The organism is Arthrobacter sp. efr-133-R2A-120, from assembly GCF_030209835.1.
Classification (GTDB): domain Bacteria; phylum Actinomycetota; class Actinomycetes; order Actinomycetales; family Micrococcaceae; genus Arthrobacter.
Genome location: NZ_JARVRF010000019.1, coordinates 36,188 through 57,021, shown reverse-complemented (window position 1 = coordinate 57,021; position 20,834 = coordinate 36,188). Strand labels below are relative to the sequence as shown.

Genomic DNA, 20,834 nt, shown 5'->3' with positions numbered 1-20,834 from the left:
GTCCTGTCCCTGCGTCCGGCCGGCGGGCCCTATCGGACCGCCCCTGCCTTGGCACTCTGTCCTGCGGTGGAACTTTGTTCGGCAATGGCAGCCAGCAGCAGCTCGCAAGCGGCGTCGACGAGTTCCGCCGTGATGTTCAGCGGCGGCAAGAGCCGGACCACGCAGTCCTCCCGCCCGCCGCATTCCAGGATCAGGCCCCGCTCCAGGGCATTTCGCTGCACTGCGCGGGCCAGGTGTCCGGCAGGACGTCCTGTCCCCGGATCGCGGAACTCGATTCCCCACATCAGGCCCCGGCCCCGTACCTCGCGCACCCAGGGGTTTGCGGTCAAGGGCGCGAGGAGCCGGGCAATCTGCGCGCCGCGGCTACGGACGTTGCCGAGAACGTCGTCGCGCCGGATGATCTCCACGGCCGCAGCCCCCGCGGCGAATGCCAACTGGTTTCCGCGGAATGTCCCGGTGTGGGCACCCGGGAGCCAGCGGTCGAGGTCCTTGTTGTAGATGATCAGCGCAACGGGGAGGCCTATTCCGCTAAGGGCCTTGGATGCCACGATGACATCGGGCTCGATCCCGTACTGCTCGAACGCGAACCACGTTCCCGTGCGCCCGCACCCGGTCTGGATCTCATCGATAATCAGCGGGATGTCCAGCTCACGGGTCACCCTGCGCACGGTTCGCGCGAATTCGACGGTGGCCGGAACAACTCCCCCCTCGCCCTGGACCATTTCCATGATGACGGCTGCGGGAAGTGGAATGCCCCCAAGCGGGTCTTTGAGGGAATGTTCGAAGAATTGGACACAGTTGGTCGCACAAGTCTCCGGGCGCAGGCCTACGGGACACTGCGCACAGTAGGAATAGGGGAAGAAGTGAACTCCGGGCATCCCGTTCGCCACCGGTTGTTTCTGTTCAACTAGTCCAGTCAACGCCATCCCCACGGCACTGCTGCCATGGAATGCTCCCTGGAAGCACACGATGTCCCCGCGTCCGGTGGCGGTCTTGCACAATTTGATGGCAGCATCCACGGCATTTGCACCGGTCGGTCCGCAGAAATGGATCTTCATCCGATCGCCAAGTCCCCAAGGAAGCATGGACAGCTGTGCGCTCGTGAAGGCGTCCTTCACCGGCGTCGGGAAATCAAGCCCATGGCTCAAGATCCGCACTTGTTCCGCCACGACCTCGACCAGTTCCGGATGGCTGTGCCCGAGGGACAAAACCCCGGCACCGGCCAGGAAATCAATGAAGACATTGCCATCGACGTCCCGCACAAAGGCACCGGAGCCCTCGGCAATCGCGATGGGAAGATGCCGCGGATAGGTACGGGCATTGGATTCGTGGAGTTCCTGGCGAGCCAACAATTCAGCAGATCCGGGTCCTGGCAGGGGCCCGGTTACATGTGCCGAGGTCAAGGTAGCCTGCTGCGGGTGTGTGTGCATGGCGATCGGGTCCTTATCCCGTGGATCCGCGGCGGCGGATCAATGACTGAGCGCGTCCCGCTGCCGTGCCTTTTGCGACGCGGGGAAGATGGGGTGCCGGTGCTGCGGCCCCGCTACGGCGCTTTGCTGGCCTCCTCTCCTGCCTGCTCCTGTCCTGCCTGCTCCTGTCCTGCCGGGTCCTTTCCTGCATCGTCCAGCCCGAAGGCGAACCGCACGGAGCGCTGCGCGTCCTCGAGCGCTGCCGCGCGGACAACGACGTCGATGCGCATGTCGGACGCCGAGATCAGCTCGATCTCGGCTCCCGCGTCCGAAAGGGCCTTGAAGAGCCGCGAAAAGACCTGGGCGTCAGTGCGCAGGCCCACCCCGATCAGCGACAGCCTGCCGATCTGGCCGTCGTACTGGAGGTCGATGAAGCCGATGGCCCCCTGGGCAGCGGACAAGGCCTCACGGACACGGAATCCGTCCCGGCTGGGAATCGCCAGCGAAATGTCGCTGCCGCCGGCACGCGCGGCCGAGCTGTTTTGAACGACCATGTCAACCTGGGCGCGCGCGTCGGCAAGAAGCCCGAAGATTTCCGCAGACTTTCCCACCCCATCCGCGACGCCTATGACCTTTAGCTTCGCCACGGACCGGTCACAGAGAACTGCAGAGACCACTGGCTGCTCAACGGCCGGAGCCCGTTCCCAGACCGGCTTGTGGTCCCACACCGCCTCTTGGTCCTGGCTTGGGAGGATCAGGGTGCCCATGACACGGTTGAAAGACGAACGCACATGGATGGGGACGCCAAAACGGCGGGCATACTCAAGGCACCTGGCATGCACCACTTTGGAACCGGACGCAGCCAATTCCAGCATTTCCTCGTTTGAAATGACATCGATTTTCCGCGCGCGGGGAACGACCCGCGGGTCCGCGGTATAAACGCCGTCGACGTCGGTATAGATTTCGCACATACCGGCCCCCAACGCGGCCGCCAAGGCGACGGCCGTGATGTCCGAACCGCCCCGGCCCAGCGTGGTGACCTCTTTCTTCTTGAGGCCCTTCCCTTGGAAACCAGCCACGATGGCAACTTCTTCGCGTTTCAGGCAGGCGCGGATATGGTGCGGGTCAACGTTGACGATGTGCGCCTTGCCGTGGATGCCGTCGGTAATCAGTCCGGCCTTCTTTCCGCTGAAGGTCCGGGAAGGGACACCAAGGTCGGACAGGGCAATCGCCAGGAGCGTCACGGAAATCCGTTCACCCGTGGTCAGCAACGCGTCAAGTTCGCTGGCGGGAGGACTGGGGCTGAGTGACACGGCCAGGTCAAGCAGTTCGTCGGTGGTGTCGCCCATGGCCGAAACCACCACCACCAGCGGGTGTCCGGCCTCCCGGGTCTCGGCGATCCGCCGGGCGACCCGCTTGATGGCTGCCGCATCGGCTACGGAGGAGCCCCCGTATTTCTGCACTATGAGGTCCCGGGCCCGAAGCTTTGAGCGTGTACGTAACGCCATCTGTTCGAGACCGAGGAAGTGTTCTAGGCCGTCTACCTCCGGATGCCGACGGTCTGCTGGTAAATCCCGAATGCTGACTGTCTGCTGGTACATGGAGCCTCCTGGAGCCCGCATACCCCCCTGCCGATCTTACAACGTACAGACTCCGCCGGCGGTTCACTTAGGCAACAAAAAGTGGCCTTGGAACGTCAGTCACGCATCCTCAGATTTTCATTATCTTGACGTTCGTCATGATAGTGATACGATCAATGTATGGAAAACCGTACCGGCCACTCCGCCCGAAGCATCAGGCCTATCGAGGATTCGGTCCGCACCGACTTCAGCCAGGCCATGTCCTACGGCGGGTATCTGGACCTTGACCGCCTCCTCACTGCCCAGCACCCATTGAGCAGACCCGAACACCACGACGAATTGCTGTTCATCATCCAGCACCAGACCAGCGAACTGTGGCTCAAGCTGATCCTGCATGAGCTTCTTGAAGCCCGCCGGCTCCTTGATGTGGACAACCTTGCAAAGGCCCTCAAATGCATCGCGCGCGTCAAGGCGATCCAGCGGACCATGACCGAGCAGTGGTCTGTCCTGGGCACGCTCACTCCGCGCGAGTACTCCGAATTCCGGCGCTTCCTGGGCAGTTCGTCAGGCTTCCAGTCCCACCAGTACCGCGGCGTCGAGTTCCTCCTGGGCAACAAGAACCGCGACATGCTCCGGGTCTTCGAGAGCGATCCGGCGGCGCACAGCCAGCTCAGCACCCTCTTGGAGGAGCCGACTCTTTATGACGCCTTCCTCGCAGTGCTGGCGAGGGCCGGTTATTCCGTTCCCGCCGACATCCTGGAACGTGACACGAGCGAACCGTGGACGTTCCAGAAGGACCTGGTCCCGGTCTTCCAGGAGATCTACGAATCGGAAGCCACGCCTTGGGGTTTTTACGAGGCCTGCGAAGACCTCGTGGACATCGAGGACAACTTCCATGCCTGGCGCTTCCGCCACTTGCGGACAGTGCAGCGAACCATCGGATTCAAGGTGGGCACGGGAGGCTCCTCCGGCGTCGACTTCCTCAAGCGGGCCCTTGACCTGACTTTCTTCCCGGAGCTCTACGCCGTCCGCACCGAAATCGGCAACTGAACAGTAATTCCAAGCAACCCCAGCAGTTTCAGGAGAGACATGAACAGCGCGCAGCAAACGCAACGGCCGACGTCGGCGGAACTCGACGCCGCGGATCCCCTCGCCGGGCAGCGTGAGGCCTTTTACTCCCCGGCGGACGGCCAGCTCACCGCCTACCTTGACGGGAACTCGCTCGGAAGGCCGCTCAAGGCGACGTCGGCAAAGCTCGCGTCCTTCGTCGAGGACGCCTGGGGCAGCCGACTTATCCGCGGCTGGGACGAACAGTGGATGGACGAGCCCACTACGGTGGGCGACCGGATCGGCGTCGTCACCTTGGGTGCGGCCGCCGGCCAGGTCACCGTGGGAGATTCCACGTCCGTGATGCTCTACAAGCTCATCCGGGCAGCGGTAGACGCCCAGCCGGGCCGCGATGAGATTGTGGTGGACCGGGACAACTTCCCCACTGACCGTTTCATCATCGAGGGCATCGCCGCTGAGAAGGGCGCCACCATCAAGTGGGTCGCTTCCAATCCGGCCAGCGGCGTCCGGACCACGGACCTTGAGGGACTGCTCAGCGAGCGGACCGCCGTCGTCGTGCTCAGCCACGTGGCTTACCGTTCCGGTTTCCTGGCGGATGCCGCGGCAATCACCGCGATGGTCAAGGAATCCGGTGCTCTCATGCTCTGGGACCTGTGCCACTCGGTAGGCTCGGTCCCCCTCGAACTGGACGCCTGGGGCGTGGACCTTGCTGTGGGTTGCACGTACAAGTACCTCAATGGCGGCCCGGGCTCTCCCGCGTTCGCGTATGTCAGCGCTGCGCAGCAGGACCGCTTGCAGCAGCCCATTTGGGGCTGGATGGGCGCCGACAACCCTTTCGGCATGACGGAGAGCTACGCACCCGCCAAGGGGATCCGCAGCTTCATCACCGGCACTCCCCCGGTGCTGGCCATGCAGCCGCTCAAGGACATGGTTGAGCTGATCGCGTCGGTGGGCATGGACGCCGTGCGGGAGAAGTCCATCAAACTCACCGAGTACGCAGCTGCCTTGGCCGAGGACATGTTGGTCCCCCTCGGTGCCGAGATTGTCAGCCCGCGCAACACCGCAGAGCGTGGCTCGCACATCACGGTGGACCATCCGTTGTTCGGCGAGGTGACCCAGACGCTTTGGGAGCGGGGTGTCATTCCGGATTTCCGCCCCCCGCACGGACTGCGGATCGGCCTCTCGCCGCTCAGCACCAGCTACGCGGAGGTTGAGCTGGGCGTGACCGCCATCCGGGACGCCCTCGCCGAGCTCCTGTGAGTGCCGTCCTCGACGACATGGACTCCCGGCCCGGGAGTACCACGTCGTTGCTGCGCACGGTGATCGGCTTGTACCTGCGCGACGCCGGCGGATGGATGTCCACCAGGCACATCATCGCCCTCATGGAGGCCCTTGGCGTGACCGCGGCTGTTTCCCGGACGGCCTTGTCACGGTTGAAGAAGAAGGAAATCGTCCTTCCGCAGCAGCGTCACGGTGTTCCCGGCTTCGCCGTCACCGAGGGCGCCGCATCGATGCTTGCCCGCGGCGACCGGCGGATATTCAACCCGCGCCTTATGTCCTCGGAGGACCGCTGGTGCCTCGTGTCCTTTTCCATTCCGGAAACGGAGCGCGAAAAACGGCACCAATTGCGGCGGCGATTGCACTGGATCGGCTGCGGCACGGTGGCAGCAGGGCTGTGGATCTGCCCGGATTCCCTTCGGGAGGAAGTGGAGGAGATCCTGGAGGACCTGGAACTGCGCGGCATGGCCACGGTTTTCGTCACGGATACTCCCTTGGTGGGCGGCAGCCTCCGCGATGCCGCATCCGCGTGGTGGGACCTGGACGCCGTGGCAGAACTGCATCGCGACTTCATCCGGCATCATGGTTCCGCGGCCGAAGAAGGCGGCCAGGGCAACGATTCCGACGGCGGCCCTGCCTCCGCCGAAATCTTCGCCCGTTATGTCCGATGCATTGACCGGTGGCGGATCATTCCGTACCTGGATCCGGGGCTGCCGGCGGAGTTCCTTCCCGAGGATTGGCCCGGCACGGCGGGAATCGCCTTGTTCGAGCGCCTAGGAGCCGCCTATTCACGGCCAAGCGCGGAGTTCGTCCGGACGATGTTGGAAGCATAGCCGCTGCCATCCTTTTGGGACGCCCGAAGCTCCATGCCCAGCAGGTAGGGCGCGCCTAGCTCCCCGATCGGCGTCTTCGCTGTTTCCCTCGACAAAGCTACGCAGACAGCGGCAATAGCCATGCAGGCGCACGCGAACACCGCCACGGGCACCCAGCCGTCAGCGCCTTTGCCGAGCAGCAGGCCGGCGATCAGCGGGCCGAAACCCGCGACCACCAGTCCTAGCTGGTTGCCGATGGCCATGCCGGAGTACCGGACGGGGGCCGCGAACAGTTCGGCGAAGTATGAAGGCCAGATGCCGTTGAAGCATGAGTAGAGCAGTGTCATGTTGACGAAGGCCGCGGCGAAAACCAGCCAGATGTTGCCGGTGGACAGCGTCCAGAAGTAGGCAAAGATCGTAGCCGAGCAGCCGATGGCTGCGGTCAGGAGCAATGGTCGCCGCCCCACTTTGTCCGATAGCCTCGCGACGAGGGGCATGACGAACATTGACAGTCCGATCGCCACGGCATTCACCGTAAGGATTGCCGTCTTGTCGAAGCCGGCCGCACCCGTTGCATAGGCCAAACCGAAGACGGTGAAGATGGTCTGCATGACCGACATGATGGACATCCCAATAACGCGCACCACGTCCATGGACTGGAACTTGAGCACATCGCGGATCGGCAAGGAAGCCACCGCATCCTTCTCTTTTGCGTCTTCGAAGACGGGAGTCTCATCCAGATGGGTGCGGACCCAGTAGGCGATGGCCAGGACCACAATCGACAGCCAGAAGGGGATCCTCCACCCCCAGCTCATGAGTGCGTCGCGGGGCAAGGCGGCGACCGGAATGAAGACCAAGGTGGCGAGGACCATCCCGGAGGCGTAGCCGGTCATCACGAAACTCGTAAAGAAGCCGCGGCGGCCTTCCGGCGAGTGTTCCAGTGTCAGCGTCGATGCTCCCGCAGACTCAGCCCCGGCAGAGAATCCCTGCGCCAGGCGACCGGCAACCAGCAGGACCGGCGCCCAGTACCCGATCTGGCTGTAACTCGGCAGGAAGCCGATGCCCAGCGAAGAAAGGCCCATGACGCCGAGCGTGATGAGCAGGATCTTCTTCCTTCCCAATTTGTCGCCGAAATGGCCCATCACAAGCCCTCCCACCGGGCGCGCTATGTAAGCGACGCCGAACGTGGCAAAGGCGCCAATCAGGCCGACGGCGGGATCGTCGGAGGGAAAGAACAGCGGCCCGAAGACCAGCGCGGCCGCAGAGCCGTAAATGAAGAAGTCGTAATACTCGAGGGTGCTCCCGAGGAACGACGCGAGGGCTGCTTTTCCGGGGGTTTTGCGCATCGTAGCCTGTTTCCGGGTGGTTATTGCCATGGGGTTTCTCCTTGGGACGGCATTGTCTCTGTACGGACGGAGATCCGGGGGTGAGGAGATCAACACTCGCGGTTTTCGTGTGACCGGCGCCATGCGCTTACCGATGATCGGGAATCGAATCTCCGCGCTGCCCGGCACGGACAAGGAGGCCATGGGCACGTGATCACTCCGGGCACCAGGAGTAGTCTGGAACCATGAACTTCCCCGATGGTGGATGGTTCGCGAGGTTGCCATGACCCGCGCCTGGTTGCGTTGGTTGCCGGCCGCGCTGGTTCCGGCAGCCCTTGCTGCGGCGGCCCTGGCTGGTTCCTACCAGGCAGGAGCTGCGACGAGCCTGCCGCACAAAACCGCCGAGGAAGTCATCGCGATGATCGGCCGAGCCGACGTCCGTGCCTTGTCCGGGACCGTTCAACAAAGTTCCGATCTGGGACTCCCCCAGCTCCCCTCGGTCGGGCCAACGGCAACCCAAGGCCCCGCTTCGGTCATGGAGCTTTTGAGCGGATCACACACGGCCCGGGTCTACATTGACGGCCCCGCCAAAGCCAGGTTCCAGGTGATGGACATGCTCGCCGAGCGCGACCTCGTCCGCAATGGCAACGATCTCTGGCTCTACAACTCGGCCGACAACAGTGCGGCGCACATGACAATGCCCGCAGAGCCGGCGCGCGCAGCGGCGCCACACGCGACGCCGACTCCCGGAGTGACCACGCCTGACGTCGTCGCGCAACACTTCCTCGCCGCCGTCGGGCCCACCACAGACGTGACCGTGGGCGACGGAACCTCGGTGGCCGGGCGCACGGCGTACCCATTGGTGATCAAGCCGCGCAGTACCGGCACGCTCGTCGATTCCGTGACAATCGCCGTCGACTCCGCCTCGGGCTTGCCGCTCAGCGTCGATGTGCGGGCACGGGGCCAGGCCGCAGCGGCCTTTTCGCTCGCGTTCACTGACTTAAGCTTGTCGGCGCCCGACGCCGCCCTGTTCAGTTTCACTCCGCCCCGCGGTGCCGCCGTGGAAGAGAAGGCAAGCCCGCAGCTGCGCACTCTCCCCGGTAAGACAGGCCAGGCACCGCAGGCAAAGGCAACAGCGAGCCGGCCCACGATCACGGGCACCGGCTGGGACGCCGTGATGGTCCTGCCCGCGGGCACGATGACCGCTGATGTCCGTTCGGCTCCGATGTTGACCCAGCTCACCCAAGCTGTGCCGGGCGGCCGTGCGCTGACCACCAGCCTGGTAACTGTCTTGATGCTCGACGACGGCCGCGTCTTCGCGGGGATGGTGCCACTTGAGCGGTTGCAGGCCGCAGCCGCCGCGAAATGACGGAGGCATCCCCGCCGGCTGAACTGGCGATAGAGACGCAAGGCCTCAGCAAGCGCTTCGGCCACCGGGCCGCCGTCGACAGTGTCGACTTGGCGGTTCCTCGCGGTTCAGTTTTTGGTTTCCTTGGTCCAAACGGCTCCGGCAAGACCACGACCATCCGGTTGCTGCTTGGCTTGGCGGCCGCCACGAACGGCCGCATCCGGGTTCTTGGCGGCGAAATGCCGCGCCAGCTGGCGACGGTCCTGCCCAATGTGGGCTCGCTGGTGGAAGGCCCGGCCTTCTACCCTTTCCTGTCCGGGGCGGCCAACCTTCGGCGCTTGGACAGCGCCGACCTTCATGCCTCCCCGCGAACCAGGGCCGCAAGGGTGGATGAAGCGCTCGAGAGGGTGGGGTTGTCCCATGCCGCAGGCAAGAAGGTCCGGGCCTATTCCCTCGGGATGAAGCAACGCCTGGGGATTGCGCATGCCTTGCTGCGGCCGAGGGAACTGCTTGTCCTGGATGAACCTACCAACGGCCTGGATCCGCAAGGTACCCGGGAGGTGCGCAGCCTGGTCCGTTCCCTGGCGGCGGGAGGCACCACGGTGTTCGTTTCCAGCCATCTCCTCGCGGAAGTGGAACAGATGTGCACCCATGTGGGCGTCATGAGCGTCGGCAAACTCGTGGCGCAAGGAACCCTCCACGAACTGCGCGCCGCGGGAAAGGCCACGATCCGGCTCCACACGCCCGATATTGAGGCCGCTGTCCGTGTCCTCTCCAGGCTGGGCCTGCAGTCGGAGCTGTCTGCTCCGCCGCCCGGCTCGTACGGGCCCGATGGCCAGAGCCTCGTCAGCACCGGTCCGCCGGGGCACGAGGTGGCTCCCGAGGAGATTGTGGCTGCCCTTGTCTCCGACGGCGTGCGGGTCCGGGGTTTCGGCGTGGAGAACGCCAGCCTGGAGGAGCGCTTCGTCTCCCTCACCGGAGAGGGTTTCGACATTGCCGGCTGAACGCGGAACCGAATCTTTACCCGGCCAGCCAGCGGCCCGGGCATCAAGCTCGTGGTCACTCATGGCCTCGGAGCTTTCGGTGCTGTTCAGGCGGCTGCGGACGTGGGCTATGCTCCTGGCCCTCGCGGCGATTCCCGTCCTCATTGCCGCGGCGGTCAAGCTGAGCTCGCATCCCGTGGCGCCGGGCCGCGGCCCGCCTTTCCTGGACCGCATCACCCAAAACGGGCTTTTCGTCGGCGTGACGGCGATGATCGTCTCCGTGCCCTTGTTCCTTCCCCTCACGATCGGAGTGGTGGCAGGCGACACGATTGCCGGTGAAGCGAACCTGGGCACGCTCAGGTACTTGCTGGTCGCCCCGGCCGGTCGCGTCCGCCTCTTGTTGATCAAATACGGGGCCGCCGCGGCGTTCTGCCTCGCAGCGACCCTCACGGTGGCCGCCGCCGGGGCGCTGGCCGGCGTCGCGCTTTTCCCGGTGGGTCCGGTCACCCTGCTGTCGGGCGACACGATCGGCGTGGGCGAATCCGTGGTGCGTTCCCTGCTGATTGCCGCGTATATTGCGGTGTCGCTGTTGGGGCTGTCCGCCATCGGGCTGGCAATTTCCACTTTTACGGACGTGCCCGTGGGAGCCATGGCTGCAACCATCGTCTTGTCCGTGGTGTCGCAAGTGGCCGACAACCTGCCGCAACTTGAGTGGCTGCACCCGTGGCTGTTCAGCCACTACTGGCTGGGGTTTGCCGATCTCTTGCGCCAACCCATCTCGTGGACGAGCTTCGGCGACAACGCCCTCTTGCAGGCGGCCTACATCGTGGCGGCCGGCGCGTTGGCTTATGGCAAGTTCACGAGCAAGGATGTCCTGTCCTGAAGTACTGCCTGCCCGTAAGCTCGTGGCATGGCAAGATTCTTCGATGTCCACCCCCAGGACCCACAACCACGCGCAATTGCCCAGGTGGTGAATATCCTCCAGTCCGGCGGGCTCATCGCCTACCCCACCGATTCCTGCTACGCACTCGGGGCGCAAATCGGCAACAGGGAAGCCCTCGATCGGATCCGCTCAATCCGGCAGCTCGACAGCAAACACCATTTCACCTTGGTCTGCAAGGACTTCGCGCAGCTCGGGCAGTTCGTCATGATCGACAACGATGTGTTCCGAAGCATCAAGGCCGTCACCCCCGGAAGCTACACATTCATCTTGCCTGCAACGAAGGAAGTGCCGCGCCGGCTCCTGCACCCCAAGAAAAAGACCGTGGGCGTGCGGATTCCGGACCATAATTTTGTCCAGGCCCTGCTGGCCGAACTGGGCGAACCGCTCCTTTCCAGCACCTTGCTGCTCCCCGACGAGGAGGAGCCCTTGACCCAAGGCTGGGAAATCAAGGAACGCCTGGACAATCTGGTGGAAGCCGTGATCGATTCCGGGGACACCGGCGCGGAGCCGACAACCGTGGTGGACTTCTCGAGCGGCACGGCCGAAGTGGTCAGGCGCGGCACCGGCGATCCCTCCCGATTCGAGTGAGCATGAGCATCGCCGAATCCCGTGTCACGATCGACGTCGACGGCGCACCGATCTCCGGTATCCACGCAAGGCCGGACAAACCGGTCGCGACCCTTGTTCTCGCCCACGGGGCCGGGGCAGGCATGGAGCACCCGTTCCTGGGCGGACTCGCGCAAGCGTTGAACGACGACGGCGTCGCGACTTTGCGCTTCAACTTCCCTTACCGGGAAGCCGGCAAGCGGTTCCCCGACCGGCCGCCTGCCGCGATCGCGGCATGGCGGGCCGTCATGGCGGAAGCGGCGTCCCGTTCGGAGGGCGAACCGCTGTGGGCAGCCGGCAAGTCCTTCGGTGGTCGCATGGCGTCGATGGCGGTCGCCGAAGGTATGCCCGCCGCGGGACTCGTCTACCTCGGCTACCCCCTGCACCCGCCGGGAAAACCGGAGAAGCTCCGGGACGAGCACCTTTACGGGCTCACGCTGCCCATGCTCTTTCTGCAGGGCACCCGGGACACCTTCGCGACGCCCGAGCTGCTCGAAAACGTCGTGGCGCGGATTGGACCCACCGCCATTATCGAGTGGTGGGAAGGCGGCGACCATTCCTTTGCACGTGTCGGGGTCAAGAAGAGCGCTGGGGAGGTGGGAGCCTCATTGGCGGCTCCGGTGTCAGCGTTCCTTCGAAAGAACGGCTGAGCCTCAGGCTTTCGCCGCGGCAACGGCGATGCCGGGAGGCAGCGGCTCATGCCGCAAGTACTCACGGCGGAACCGACCGCTTCCCGCCGTCAGTCCCCGCAGCACGATCGCGTATCGCAGCAGTTCCTGTTCCGGGACTTCGGCGCTGATCTCGGTCCTCTCGCCGCCCACGGACGTCGTCCCGGTGACGCGCCCGCGGCGGGAGGACAGATCGCTCATGACCGCACCCACGTAATCGTCGGCCACAAGGACCGTCACGGCCGAAATCGGTTCAAGGAGTTGAATGCTGCCCGCCGCGGCGGCCTCCCGCAATGCCAACGCGCCGGCCGCCTGGAAAGCCGCGTCCGATGAATCGACGCTGTGCGTCTTGCCGCCTACCAGGGTCACCCTGATGTCGACCACCGGGAAACCTGCCCGCACCCCCTTGCCCATCTGGGCCCGGACGCCTTTCTCGACCGACACAACGTACGTCCCGGGAATGACCCCACCAACGATCCTGTCGACGAACTCGAAGCCTCCGCCGCGTTCAAGTGGTTCCACTTCGATATCGCAAATCGCGTACTGTCCGTGGCCGCCGGATTGTTTGACATAGCGCCCGTGGCCGGCGGCCTGTGCGGCGAATGTCTCCCGGAGCGGCGTGATGACATCCACGGTCTGCAGCTTCACCCCCTGTTCCCGCAAGCGGTCCAGGACTGCCTCCGAGTGGGCCTCGCCCATGCACCACAGGACCAGTTGGTGTGTCTCGGAGTTGCGCTCCACCCGAAGGGTAGGATCTCCTGCCGCGACCTTCGCAAGGCTCTTGGACAGCGCATCCTCATCTCCGTGCGAGGCCGCTTCGATCGCCACTGGCATCAGCGGTTCGGGCATGTCCCAGGTTTCCACGAGCAATGGAGACTCGCGGGCGGAAACGGTGTCTCCCGTCTCGGCGCTCGCCACCTTCGCCAGCGCGCAAATGTCCCCGGCCACGGCAAACTGTACGGGCCGAAGGTTGGAGCCCAGCGGCGAGTAGAGATGAGTGATCCGCTCGTCGCTGTCGTGGTCGGGGTGGCCGCGTTCGGCCAGGCCGTGCCCGCCTACATGCACGGCGGAGTCCTCGCGAAGCGTCCCTGAGAAGACCCGGACCAAGCACACCCGTCCCAGGAACGGGTCAACGGTAGTCCGCACGACCTCGCCAAGGAGCGGACCGTCCGGATCGCAGGTCAGTGGTGCGACAGGTGTCCCTCCCAGGTCGGTTACCGTCGGGAGGCTTCCCTCGGTTGGAGACGGAAACGCCCTGGTCAGCACTTCCAGCAGTTCGGCCGTGCCGACCCCGGTCACCGAGGAGCTGGCCAGCACGGGAAAGAACGTCCCCCGGACGATCGCGGTCTCCAAGTCTTCCACGAGCGTGTCGATGGGGACCTCCTCGCCTCCGAGGTACCGGTCCATCAAGGTCTCGTCCTCGCTCTCGGAGATGATGCCCTCGATGAGTTCCCCCCGGACACCCTCCGCGCCGGCCAGTTCCTCCGCGGTCGCCGGACGGACAGCAGGTCTGGGCTCCCCGGAGGTGTACTCCGATACCGAGCCCGAAAGCAGCCCGAGCACTCCCGAGACGGCGTCACGCTTGCGGACAGGCAAGTGAAGGGGAAGGACGGAATCACCGAAGGCGGCCCGGCATTCGGCCAGGACAGCATCGTAGTTCGCCCGCGGATGGTCAAGCCGGCTGATGACGACTGCCCGAGGCATGCGAACGCGCTCGCATTCGCCCCAGAGGGCGGTGGTTCCGGCGTCGACGCCGTCAACTGCCGACACCACGAACAACGCCGCATCCGCGGCACGCAGCCCCGCGCGCAACTCTCCCATGAAATCGGCGTAGCCCGGGGTGTCGAGAAGGTTCACTTTGACGTCGTCGAAGACCAGCGGCGCCGCGGATAGCCCGATGGACCGCTGCTGGTGGATGGCCGTCGCTTCCGAGTCACTCACAGTGGTGCCATCCACGATCGAACCCATGCGGGACACAACGCCGGCAGCGTAAAGGAGCGATTCGAGCAGCATCGTCTTTCCCGCGCCCGAGCGGCCAATCAGGACGACGTTGCGGATATTCTCGGGCCGATCGGCCGGCGCCGAAGAGGGGTCCGCGCGTCGAAGATCGGGGTTGGTCCGGTTCGACCCCTTCGTCGCACTGCCTGGGCCTTTCACCGACATGAGCACCTCCTGGGTTAGAAGCCGGATCCCCCGCGTCCTTTGCTAACCGATTCCACACCCTGGACCGGCGCACGGCAAGAGCAATCCATGCCGTCTGTGCCGAAACCGCAGGCTTAGGAGAGCATGACCCACACCAGGCGAACGGAAAAGGCCGCGCTCGCTGCAATGACAACGGCGAAAGCCACCAGCCACAGCAAGGACGGCACCCCGGTGGCACGGGCCAGGATGTAGGCGTCCGACGACGCAAGCCGGTCCCGGCGGCGGGTATGGACCGAAGCCACCTTGAACCAATCCCGCACGGCCCCCACCTCGAGGGCTATGCCGAGTCCCAGCACCACATGGCTCACCGTCGAGGCAGTGGCGAACATGACAAGCAGCTGGGCAATCGCCGCGCTCAGGAGCGCCACGAAGATTCCGGTGAAGTTCCGCAGAAAAATCAGTGCGAGCAGCAACACAAGCGCGCCGATGGACATGGCCGCTCCCGAGCGCCCGGCCGACACGGACCAGATGAGAGCCACGCCTACCACCGCCGGACTCGGATAGCCCCAGAAACCGGACCAGGCCGCCCCGAACTTGCCGCGCCCGCTGCTCAGGAGCTGTCCTGAGTGGTCCAGCCCGATCCGGAGCCCGTGGACAACCCGCCCCGTCATGAGGGCGGCGAAAGCGTGGCCCAGTTCATGCACAAACGTCACGTACAGGCCGAACCAGCGCCAGGTGGCCCGCGGGATGCTCAGCACGACGGCCGCAGCGAGGATGCCCAGCACAACAGGTGTCGCAAGGTTCGGGACCTCTTGCGTCGCGAATCCCCGCAGCACGGCTTGCCACCAGTCGTTGGCCAGGTCAGCGGGACGCAATTCCATGTTCATCACCGTGGCATCCTAAAGAACGAGCCTGTGAATGCCACCCAGATGGCTGGAACTGCCGACAAGCCGAAGTCACATCTTTCGCTTGGTCCTGGCCGTGGCGGGCGCTGTCCACGGGTCCTCGGGCCAGGGATGCTTCGGATAGCGGCCGCGCATTTCGGCACGGACCTGGGCATACGGGCCGGACCAAAAGGAAGACAGGTCATCTGTCACGGCCAGCGGGCGCCTGGCCGGAGAAAGAAGATGGAACAGCACCGGTACCCGTCTGCCCACCAAACGGGGCGTTGCAGCCCAGCCGAAGCACTCCTGCAACTTCACGGCCACTACCGGCCGCCCGCCGTCGTCTGCCACGTCCGGATAGTCGATCCGCACCCGGGAGCCGCTCGGCACCTCAAGCCATTCCGGCACCAGCTCGCCGAGACGGGCCGCTTCCGGCCACGGTAAAAGCCGCCGCAACGGCTCTGCCAGGTCGATCCCGCTCGTAGCAGCGCCTCCTGCGAGGGCTTCGAGCTCCGGCGCCAGCCACTTGTCCAGCCGGGCCAGCAACGCCGGTTCGGAGACGTCCGGCCACGGATCGCCCAGTTCCCTGTGCAGCAAAGCCAGTCGCCGGCGCAAGGCATCGGCTACTGTCGACCATCCGATGGTCCCCAAGCCCTCTTTCGCCAGGGCACGGGCTACGGCAGCGCGCCCGTCGTCGATGGAGGGCCGTACAGGCGTCGACGAAAGCACGATCGCTCCCAGCCGCCGTTCCCGCCTGGCGGTGACACGTCCCTGCTTGAATTCGGCCTCCATCGTGTCGCGCAGGAGGTGGCTGGCGGCAGCTTCCGCCGCATCCGCCGCCAAGGGCGCGGCGGAACGGATGACTGCGCCGGTGCCTGCCGCATCCCGGCCCTCCGCACGGGACACTTCGGCCACGGCAAGCCACTCGTGCCCGGCGAGCGGACTGCCCGCCGGCAGTCCGGCACGTGTCCCGGACGTCAACAGGTACCGTTCAGGGCCGATGCCTTGAACGCGGCGCGCCACACGGTCCGGGAACGCGAGCGCGACGACGAACCCCAAGGCTTCGGCGGGACTCGCCGGTGAAGACAGGCTTGGCGGCGCGGCCAGGGAAGGCCCGACGCCGGGTCCCTCCTGGCGCGCGATCGCCTCCATGCGGCGGACATCCTCCGCCCAACGCCGGGCGGCAGGGTCCTTGCTTTCCCGGAGTGTGGCCAGGAGGCGCGTCAGGTCGGCTCCGGGAGCCCGCTGATCCCCTGCCACGAGGGCGACCGCCTCGGCAGCCGCGCGGTGCCCGACAGTGGCGGCACCATCCAGCAGTGCGCGGGCCAAACGTGGATCGGCGGGAATCCTGGCCAGGGTCTTTCCCACGTCCGTGGCAAGTCCGTCTGGGCTAATCGCGCCAAGCTCTCCCAATACCTCGATGGCGTCGTCCATCGCGCCTTGGGGCGGTGCGTCCGGAAGAGCCAGTCCCCGGCCACCCGGTGAACCCCAACAGGCCAGGACGAGCGCGGCTCCCGTCAGGTCCGCCGCCGCGATTTCCGGGGTGGGGTGCGCCGGTGCAGCGCCGTACGCTTTTTGCTCGTAGCAGCGGACCACCCGTCCAGGCCCTTGGCGCGCCGCGCGTCCGGCGCGCTGTTCGGCGGAGGCGCGGGAGCAGGAGACCGTCACGAGGCCGGACATGCCGCGGTTGGCGTCACGACGCAGCTCACGGGACAGTCCGGAGTCGATGACGAGCCGGACTCCCGGAACGGTCAGGGAGGATTCGGCCAGGGCAGTCGAGATGACAATCCGGGGAGGTCCGCAGGGCTCACGGCCGGAAACCGCCCGGTCTTGTTCCGCCGGGCTTGCCTGGCCGTGAAGCTCCAATACCTCGGCGTCCGGTAGCCTCGCAGCAAGGCGGGCGCGCAACCGGGAAGCGACGTAGGAGACTTCCCCCGCGCCCGGGACGAACACGAGGGCGTCAATATCCGGATCAGTTGCGAGCGTGTCCATGTACGACGCCGCGGCCGTGTCCGCCACATGGTCCAGGAAGGCTCGGGTTACGCCGCGTCCGTCCAGCCGTGGAGCGGACGTGGGCGCCCAGTCCACCTTCAAGGGATACAGGGCGGACGGACAGTCGACGACGGGTGCCGTCCCGCCGCCGTCGGACCTTTCGTCCGTACCTTCTCCGACGCTCCGACCAATCAGCGCGGCAAACCGTGGCGCGTCCAGGGTTGCCGACATCGCGACGAGAGTGAGGTCGTCCCGCAGCTCACGGACTTCAATAAGCATCCCGAGCAATAGGTCTGTCTCCAGGCCGCGTTCGTGAACCTCGTCCAGGATCACAGCGCCGGCAGTCTCAAGTCCCGGATCGGCGAGCAGGCGGCGCAGGAGGATTCCGGGAGTGACAAACTCGATGATGGTCCCGGGGCCCGCCTGGCTTTCTCCGCGGACCGTGTACCCGACGCGATCGCCGAGCCGGCTACCGTCCAGGGCCGCGAGGCGCCGTGCGGCAGAGCGCGCGGCGACCCGTCGTGGTTGGGTCACGATCACCCGGGGGCGCTCTGTCCCCGTGACGGCGCCGGCCGCGATGTTGGCGAACGTCATATTGGCAAGCAAGGGCGGGACGAGCGTCGTCTTGCCGGTCCCCGGAGGCGCTTGCACGACGGCGGCTCCTGCCGATCCTCCCGCCCTGAGGGCTTCGGCGAGTTCCCCCAGCGATTCTCCGAAGACCAGACCCGCGCCAATCCGGTCCAGGTCGAAAGGGCGGTATGCGAGCGCGGCGTTCCGCGGACCGAGTGGGGATTTCACTCCTCCATTGTCCATATATGCGGATCCGACCCTGAAAGGTGGACTGCTTGCCGAATCGGGAGGACGATTAAAAGGCAGTTGCTAGAAGGAGGTCTGTGATGTGCTACGGCTACAACAAGGATTTCCGGCGGGACACCAGGAAAGATGCTTCACAGGAACCCGAGGAACCCCCTGAGCCCAAGGTGGACGCGAAGGACTTCATGTTCTGGGCCTTCCCACGCCGCCATCGTGAGTTCACGAACGATCCGGAGCCGGTTATCGACCGGACCCGCGAAAGGGTCTAAGCCACGAAATTGAAAGGAACGTCCCAGGGGGCGTTCCTTTCATGTGTGGCCCTACAACTCCGCGAATCCAAGGTATTTACTGGAGATACAACGTAAGCGGGTTCGCCTGCCTCGCTGCGGAAAGTGGGCTCCCTTTTCCCTCCACTGCCACCGAAGGATCTCCGCCATGAACGCATCAGCACTAAGCGATGAAGCCGGTGGGCGGCCATGACAGCGGACGCCATCACCTGGCTGATTGTCTTGATTGTCCTGCTGGTCATCTGGTTTGCGATGGCCGTCCACATTGTCACGCAGTATGAGCGCGGTGTCCTGTTGAGGCTTGGGAGGGTCCAGGGCCTCCGGACCCCGGGGCTTGTCCTCATCATCCCGTTCGTCGACCGGTTGAGGAAAGTCTCCCTGCGGATCGTCACCATGCCTATCCAGTCCCAGGGCATCATCACGCGGGACAACGTCAGCCTGGACATTTCCGCCGTCGCGTATTTTCGGGTGGTGGACGCCATCAAATCCGTCCTCGCCATCGAAAACGTCTACGCCGCAATAGACCAGATCGCGCAAACCACGCTGCGCAAGGTGGTGGGCCAGCACACGCTTGACGAAACGCTCGCGGAAACGGATGTCATCAATGCCAACATCCGCCAGATCCTGGATGGACTGACCTTGGAATGGGGCGTCGAAGTGACCCTCGTGGAACTCAAGGACATCCAACTGCCGGACAGCATGAAGCGCGCCATGGCCCGCCAGGCCGAGGCCGAGCGCGAGAAGCGCGCCAAGATCATCGCCGCCGAAGGCGAGTCCCTCGCCGCCGCAGCACTTGGTATGGCCTCTGACACCATGATGGCCCACCCTTTGGCGCTGCAGTTGCGCAACCTGCAGTCCATGGTGGAGATCGGCGTGGACAAGAACACCACCGTCGTCTTCCCCGCGCCCTTGATGAGCACCATCGGCGAGCTCGGAGCATTCCTTGCCCGCGAAGCCGCCGCCGCGAAAGCCGCGCAACCGCCAAGGACCATGACGGGACGGACCATGGCGGGGTGAAACGGAACTGCGCCTATACTCGTTGAACCGTCGTAAAGCCTGGGTACAGAGCGCACAAGCTGCGGAAGGAGGAAGACCATGACCGACCCCCTACGGGGCCGCGCCACCGCCTTCCTTCTCCGCATAGGACTGTTGGCAGGACTGCTGGCGATCATCGCCGGAATCGTCGGGATGCATGTCATGGCGGGTGGCCACAGCATGCACGCCACCCCCGTCGTGAGCCAGTCCGCCGTCGTGAGCCAGTCGCATGGCGCCCACACGCACGCTGAACGTGCGTCGCTGCTGGACGAAGCCGCAGTTCAGCACGCGACTTCGTCACCCGCCGCGCCCTGCACCTGCCCAGGCACCTGCACCGGAATGTCGGCCTTGCACGCCGTCTGCGTGCCTGCTCCGGGCCACAACACGCTGACAGCTCCTTTACCCGGCGTCCCCCCATATGCCAATGCGGGCACCGCCGGGGGCGGCGTCCTGGTCTCCGGATATTCGCACCGCCCGGGTAGTCCTTCCCCGGGTGATCTCTGCATCAGTCGCACGTAAAATCCACAGCCGCATCGAGCCGCCGGCCCGCCGCACAAGACTCCACCATGACGCGCCACCCACGAGGTGGGCTTGCTGTGCGCGTCCCACGCAGCCGCAAGTCTGCAGGCCGATTGATTGAAGGACCCCAAAACCATGAGAAAAAACCTGACCATGACCACCTTTACTGTGGCTACAGCGATCGCAGTTGCTGGCTGCTCGGCCGGAACCGGCGGTGACAGCAGCATGCCGGGAATGAACCACGGAAGCGCCTCCCCATCCGGTCCGGCCGCGGGCACAGCCGGAGGCCACAACGCGGCGGACGCAGGGTTTGCCCGGATGATGATCCCCCACCATGCCCAGGCCGTTCAGATGAGCGATGTTGTGCTCGCCAAGAAGGGCGTCCCTGCACAAGTGACTGCGCTCGCCGGCAGGATCAAGGCAGCCCAAGCCCCCGAGATCGAGAAGATGGAGGGCTGGCTCAAGGAGTGGAACGAGCCCGCCGGGATGTCGGGCGAACACGCCATGGACGGAATGGTGGACAACGAGGACTTGAAGAAACTCGAGGCCGCCCAAGGCCGAGAAGCAGCCAGGCTGTTCCTGACCCACATGATCGCCCACCACCAAGGGGCCGTGGCCATGGCACAGAAGGAAGGCGCCGAGGGCGAGAACGCCGATGCCCTCAAACTCGGCAAGGATATCGTGACGGCCCAGGAGGCCGAGATCAAGGAAATGCAGGAGCTGCTGGGCACCCTGTAGCCGAAAGCACCCTATACCCCAAAGCACCGGCCCACCTGGTTTTCCAGTGTGGGCCGGTGCCAGCGGCTTGGGTTATTGCGGCCTGGATGCCGGCATCCCCGGGCCTATGCAGTGACGCCTACAGAGGTTCCTTCCGCTGCGAGCACGGCCTCCGCTACGTCTTCCCTGAGGTGGTAGTCCCTTGCTTCGACCGGATACAGGGAACCACTGACCACGTAGTACCCGCGGCCTTCTCCTGGCCCGCCGGCCGCGGCGTCTATGGCGGCGACCATCCCCGGTTCCAAGGGCTTTTCTTTGCCTGCCTCGCGCAATCGAGCGAGGTCTTCGGCCTCAAGGCGACTGATCAAACCCGGAATATCGCACATCTAAAACACCGTCCTGTTCGGTCCATGGGAAAGGTTTGC

General features: G+C 65.1%; 19 protein-coding genes. 12 read left to right on the top strand and 7 right to left on the bottom strand.

Annotation, left to right across the window (positions count from 1 at the left end):
* Nucleotides 1–29 precede the first annotated feature (29 nt).
* Both QRN52_RS10925 and QRN52_RS10920 read right to left on the bottom strand, forming a co-directional pair.
* Entirely contained in the window at nucleotides 30–1,430 is a 1,401-nt protein-coding gene (locus tag QRN52_RS10925) for a diaminobutyrate--2-oxoglutarate transaminase family protein (RefSeq protein ID WP_284752745.1), read from the bottom strand.
* Nucleotides 1,431–1,543: 113 nt separating this feature from the next.
* Complete coding sequence (locus QRN52_RS10920; protein WP_350225145.1) at nucleotides 1,544–3,010, bottom strand: aspartate kinase; 1,467 nt, start codon at nucleotides 3,008–3,010, stop codon at nucleotides 1,544–1,546.
* Nucleotides 3,011–3,169: 159 nt separating this feature from the next.
* On the opposite strand from QRN52_RS10920, the gene kynA reads away from it, so the two are divergent.
* From kynA to QRN52_RS10905, 3 genes are read left to right on the top strand one after another with little or no spacing between them, the layout of a single operon-like run.
* Nucleotides 3,170–4,039, top strand: a complete 870-nt coding sequence (gene kynA / locus QRN52_RS10915) for a tryptophan 2,3-dioxygenase (protein ID WP_284752744.1) — start codon at nucleotides 3,170–3,172, stop codon at nucleotides 4,037–4,039.
* 39 nt (nucleotides 4,040–4,078) lie between these two features.
* Nucleotides 4,079–5,317 carry a kynureninase gene (gene kynU, locus QRN52_RS10910; RefSeq protein WP_284752743.1) on the top strand — a complete coding sequence of 413 codons (1,239 nt, stop codon included), beginning with the start codon at nucleotides 4,079–4,081 and terminating at the stop codon, nucleotides 5,315–5,317.
* Entirely contained in the window at nucleotides 5,314–6,168 is an 855-nt protein-coding gene (locus QRN52_RS10905) for a PaaX family transcriptional regulator (protein WP_284752742.1), read from the top strand. The genes kynU and QRN52_RS10905 overlap by 4 nt, the downstream gene beginning before the upstream one ends.
* Here the strand turns inward: QRN52_RS10905 and QRN52_RS10900 are convergent.
* The gene (locus tag QRN52_RS10900; RefSeq protein WP_284752741.1) at nucleotides 6,120–7,523 is read right to left on the bottom strand and encodes an MFS transporter; all 1,404 of its coding nucleotides are present in this window, start codon (nucleotides 7,521–7,523) and stop codon (nucleotides 6,120–6,122) included. The genes QRN52_RS10905 and QRN52_RS10900 overlap by 49 nt on opposite strands.
* Before the next feature lie 232 nt (nucleotides 7,524–7,755).
* Here QRN52_RS10900 and QRN52_RS10895 point away from each other — a divergent pair, with 232 nt between their 5' ends.
* The 5 genes from QRN52_RS10895 (at nucleotide 7,756) to QRN52_RS10875 (ending at nucleotide 12,002) form a co-directional block, all read left to right on the top strand.
* On the top strand, nucleotides 7,756–8,841 hold the full coding sequence (locus QRN52_RS10895) for a LolA family protein (protein ID WP_284752740.1): 1,086 nt from the start codon (nucleotides 7,756–7,758) through the stop codon (nucleotides 8,839–8,841).
* Nucleotides 8,838–9,824 carry an ABC transporter ATP-binding protein gene (locus QRN52_RS10890; protein WP_284752739.1) on the top strand — a complete coding sequence of 329 codons (987 nt, stop codon included), beginning with the start codon at nucleotides 8,838–8,840 and terminating at the stop codon, nucleotides 9,822–9,824. The genes QRN52_RS10895 and QRN52_RS10890 overlap by 4 nt, the downstream gene beginning before the upstream one ends.
* 61 nt (nucleotides 9,825–9,885) lie before the next feature.
* Nucleotides 9,886–10,686: an ABC transporter permease gene (locus QRN52_RS10885; protein ID WP_284752738.1), complete on the top strand. Its 801-nt coding sequence runs from the start codon at nucleotides 9,886–9,888 to the stop codon at nucleotides 10,684–10,686.
* A gap of 27 nt (nucleotides 10,687–10,713) precedes the next feature.
* Complete coding sequence (locus QRN52_RS10880; RefSeq protein WP_059389303.1) at nucleotides 10,714–11,334, top strand: L-threonylcarbamoyladenylate synthase; 621 nt, start codon at nucleotides 10,714–10,716, stop codon at nucleotides 11,332–11,334.
* Between the two features lie 2 nt (nucleotides 11,335–11,336).
* Entirely contained in the window at nucleotides 11,337–12,002 is a 666-nt protein-coding gene (locus QRN52_RS10875; RefSeq protein WP_284752737.1) for an alpha/beta hydrolase family protein, read from the top strand.
* Between the two features lie 3 nt (nucleotides 12,003–12,005).
* Here the strand turns inward: QRN52_RS10875 and QRN52_RS10870 are convergent, their stop codons facing one another.
* The 3 genes from QRN52_RS10870 to hrpB all read right to left on the bottom strand — a co-directional run bounded on the left by QRN52_RS10870 (nucleotide 12,006) and on the right by hrpB (nucleotide 17,836).
* Complete coding sequence (locus QRN52_RS10870) at nucleotides 12,006–14,183, bottom strand: elongation factor G-like protein EF-G2 (RefSeq protein ID WP_284752736.1); 2,178 nt, start codon at nucleotides 14,181–14,183, stop codon at nucleotides 12,006–12,008.
* A 113-nt stretch (nucleotides 14,184–14,296) separates the two neighbouring features.
* A complete protein-coding gene (locus tag QRN52_RS10865) occupies nucleotides 14,297–15,049 on the bottom strand; it encodes a M50 family metallopeptidase (protein WP_284752817.1) in 753 nt (250 codons plus the stop codon).
* Nucleotides 15,050–15,118: 69 nt separating this feature from the next.
* Nucleotides 15,119–17,836: an ATP-dependent helicase HrpB gene (gene hrpB / locus QRN52_RS10860; RefSeq protein WP_284752735.1), complete on the bottom strand. Its 2,718-nt coding sequence runs from the start codon at nucleotides 17,834–17,836 to the stop codon at nucleotides 15,119–15,121.
* Nucleotides 17,837–17,934: 98 nt separating this feature from the next.
* Between hrpB and QRN52_RS10855 the strand changes: the two genes are divergently transcribed.
* The 4 genes from QRN52_RS10855 to QRN52_RS10840 all read left to right on the top strand — a co-directional run bounded on the left by QRN52_RS10855 (nucleotide 17,935) and on the right by QRN52_RS10840 (nucleotide 20,430).
* Nucleotides 17,935–18,120 (top strand): hypothetical protein, encoded by a 186-nt coding sequence (locus QRN52_RS10855; protein WP_284752734.1) that lies wholly within the window; start codon nucleotides 17,935–17,937, stop codon nucleotides 18,118–18,120.
* Between the two features lie 207 nt (nucleotides 18,121–18,327).
* A complete protein-coding gene (locus QRN52_RS10850) occupies nucleotides 18,328–19,155 on the top strand; it encodes a slipin family protein (protein ID WP_284752733.1) in 828 nt (275 codons plus the stop codon).
* A gap of 78 nt (nucleotides 19,156–19,233) precedes the next feature.
* The gene (locus QRN52_RS10845) at nucleotides 19,234–19,692 is read left to right on the top strand and encodes a hypothetical protein (protein ID WP_284752732.1); all 459 of its coding nucleotides are present in this window, start codon (nucleotides 19,234–19,236) and stop codon (nucleotides 19,690–19,692) included.
* Nucleotides 19,693–19,827: 135 nt separating this feature from the next.
* Nucleotides 19,828–20,430, top strand: coding sequence for a DUF305 domain-containing protein (locus tag QRN52_RS10840; RefSeq protein ID WP_284752731.1), 603 nt, complete (start codon nucleotides 19,828–19,830; stop codon nucleotides 20,428–20,430).
* A gap of 104 nt (nucleotides 20,431–20,534) precedes the next feature.
* Here QRN52_RS10840 and QRN52_RS10835 read toward each other — a convergent pair whose 3' ends face one another.
* Entirely contained in the window at nucleotides 20,535–20,777 is a 243-nt protein-coding gene (locus QRN52_RS10835; protein WP_284752730.1) for a hypothetical protein, read from the bottom strand.
* Nucleotides 20,778–20,834: the final 57 nt, after the last annotated feature.

Coding starts and splice junctions, on each gene's coding strand:
- QRN52_RS10925 (WP_284752745.1), bottom strand. CDS start 1,430: ATGCACACACACCCGCAGCAGGCTACCTTGACCTCGGCACATGTAACC.
- QRN52_RS10920 (WP_350225145.1), bottom strand. CDS start 3,010: ATGTACCAGCAGACAGTCAGCATTCGGGATTTACCAGCAGACCGTCGG.
- kynA (WP_284752744.1), top strand. CDS start 3,170: ATGGAAAACCGTACCGGCCACTCCGCCCGAAGCATCAGGCCTATCGAG.
- kynU (WP_284752743.1), top strand. CDS start 4,079: ATGAACAGCGCGCAGCAAACGCAACGGCCGACGTCGGCGGAACTCGAC.
- QRN52_RS10900 (WP_284752741.1), bottom strand. CDS start 7,523: ATGGCAATAACCACCCGGAAACAGGCTACGATGCGCAAAACCCCCGGA.
- QRN52_RS10895 (WP_284752740.1), top strand. CDS start 7,756: ATGACCCGCGCCTGGTTGCGTTGGTTGCCGGCCGCGCTGGTTCCGGCA.
- QRN52_RS10890 (WP_284752739.1), top strand. CDS start 8,838: ATGACGGAGGCATCCCCGCCGGCTGAACTGGCGATAGAGACGCAAGGC.
- QRN52_RS10885 (WP_284752738.1), top strand. CDS start 9,886: ATGGCCTCGGAGCTTTCGGTGCTGTTCAGGCGGCTGCGGACGTGGGCT.
- QRN52_RS10880 (WP_059389303.1), top strand. CDS start 10,714: ATGGCAAGATTCTTCGATGTCCACCCCCAGGACCCACAACCACGCGCA.
- QRN52_RS10875 (WP_284752737.1), top strand. CDS start 11,337: ATGAGCATCGCCGAATCCCGTGTCACGATCGACGTCGACGGCGCACCG.
- QRN52_RS10870 (WP_284752736.1), bottom strand. CDS start 14,183: ATGTCGGTGAAAGGCCCAGGCAGTGCGACGAAGGGGTCGAACCGGACC.
- QRN52_RS10865 (WP_284752817.1), bottom strand. CDS start 15,049: ATGAACATGGAATTGCGTCCCGCTGACCTGGCCAACGACTGGTGGCAA.
- QRN52_RS10855 (WP_284752734.1), top strand. CDS start 17,935: ATGTGCTACGGCTACAACAAGGATTTCCGGCGGGACACCAGGAAAGAT.
- QRN52_RS10850 (WP_284752733.1), top strand. CDS start 18,328: ATGACAGCGGACGCCATCACCTGGCTGATTGTCTTGATTGTCCTGCTG.
- QRN52_RS10845 (WP_284752732.1), top strand. CDS start 19,234: ATGACCGACCCCCTACGGGGCCGCGCCACCGCCTTCCTTCTCCGCATA.
- QRN52_RS10840 (WP_284752731.1), top strand. CDS start 19,828: ATGAGAAAAAACCTGACCATGACCACCTTTACTGTGGCTACAGCGATC.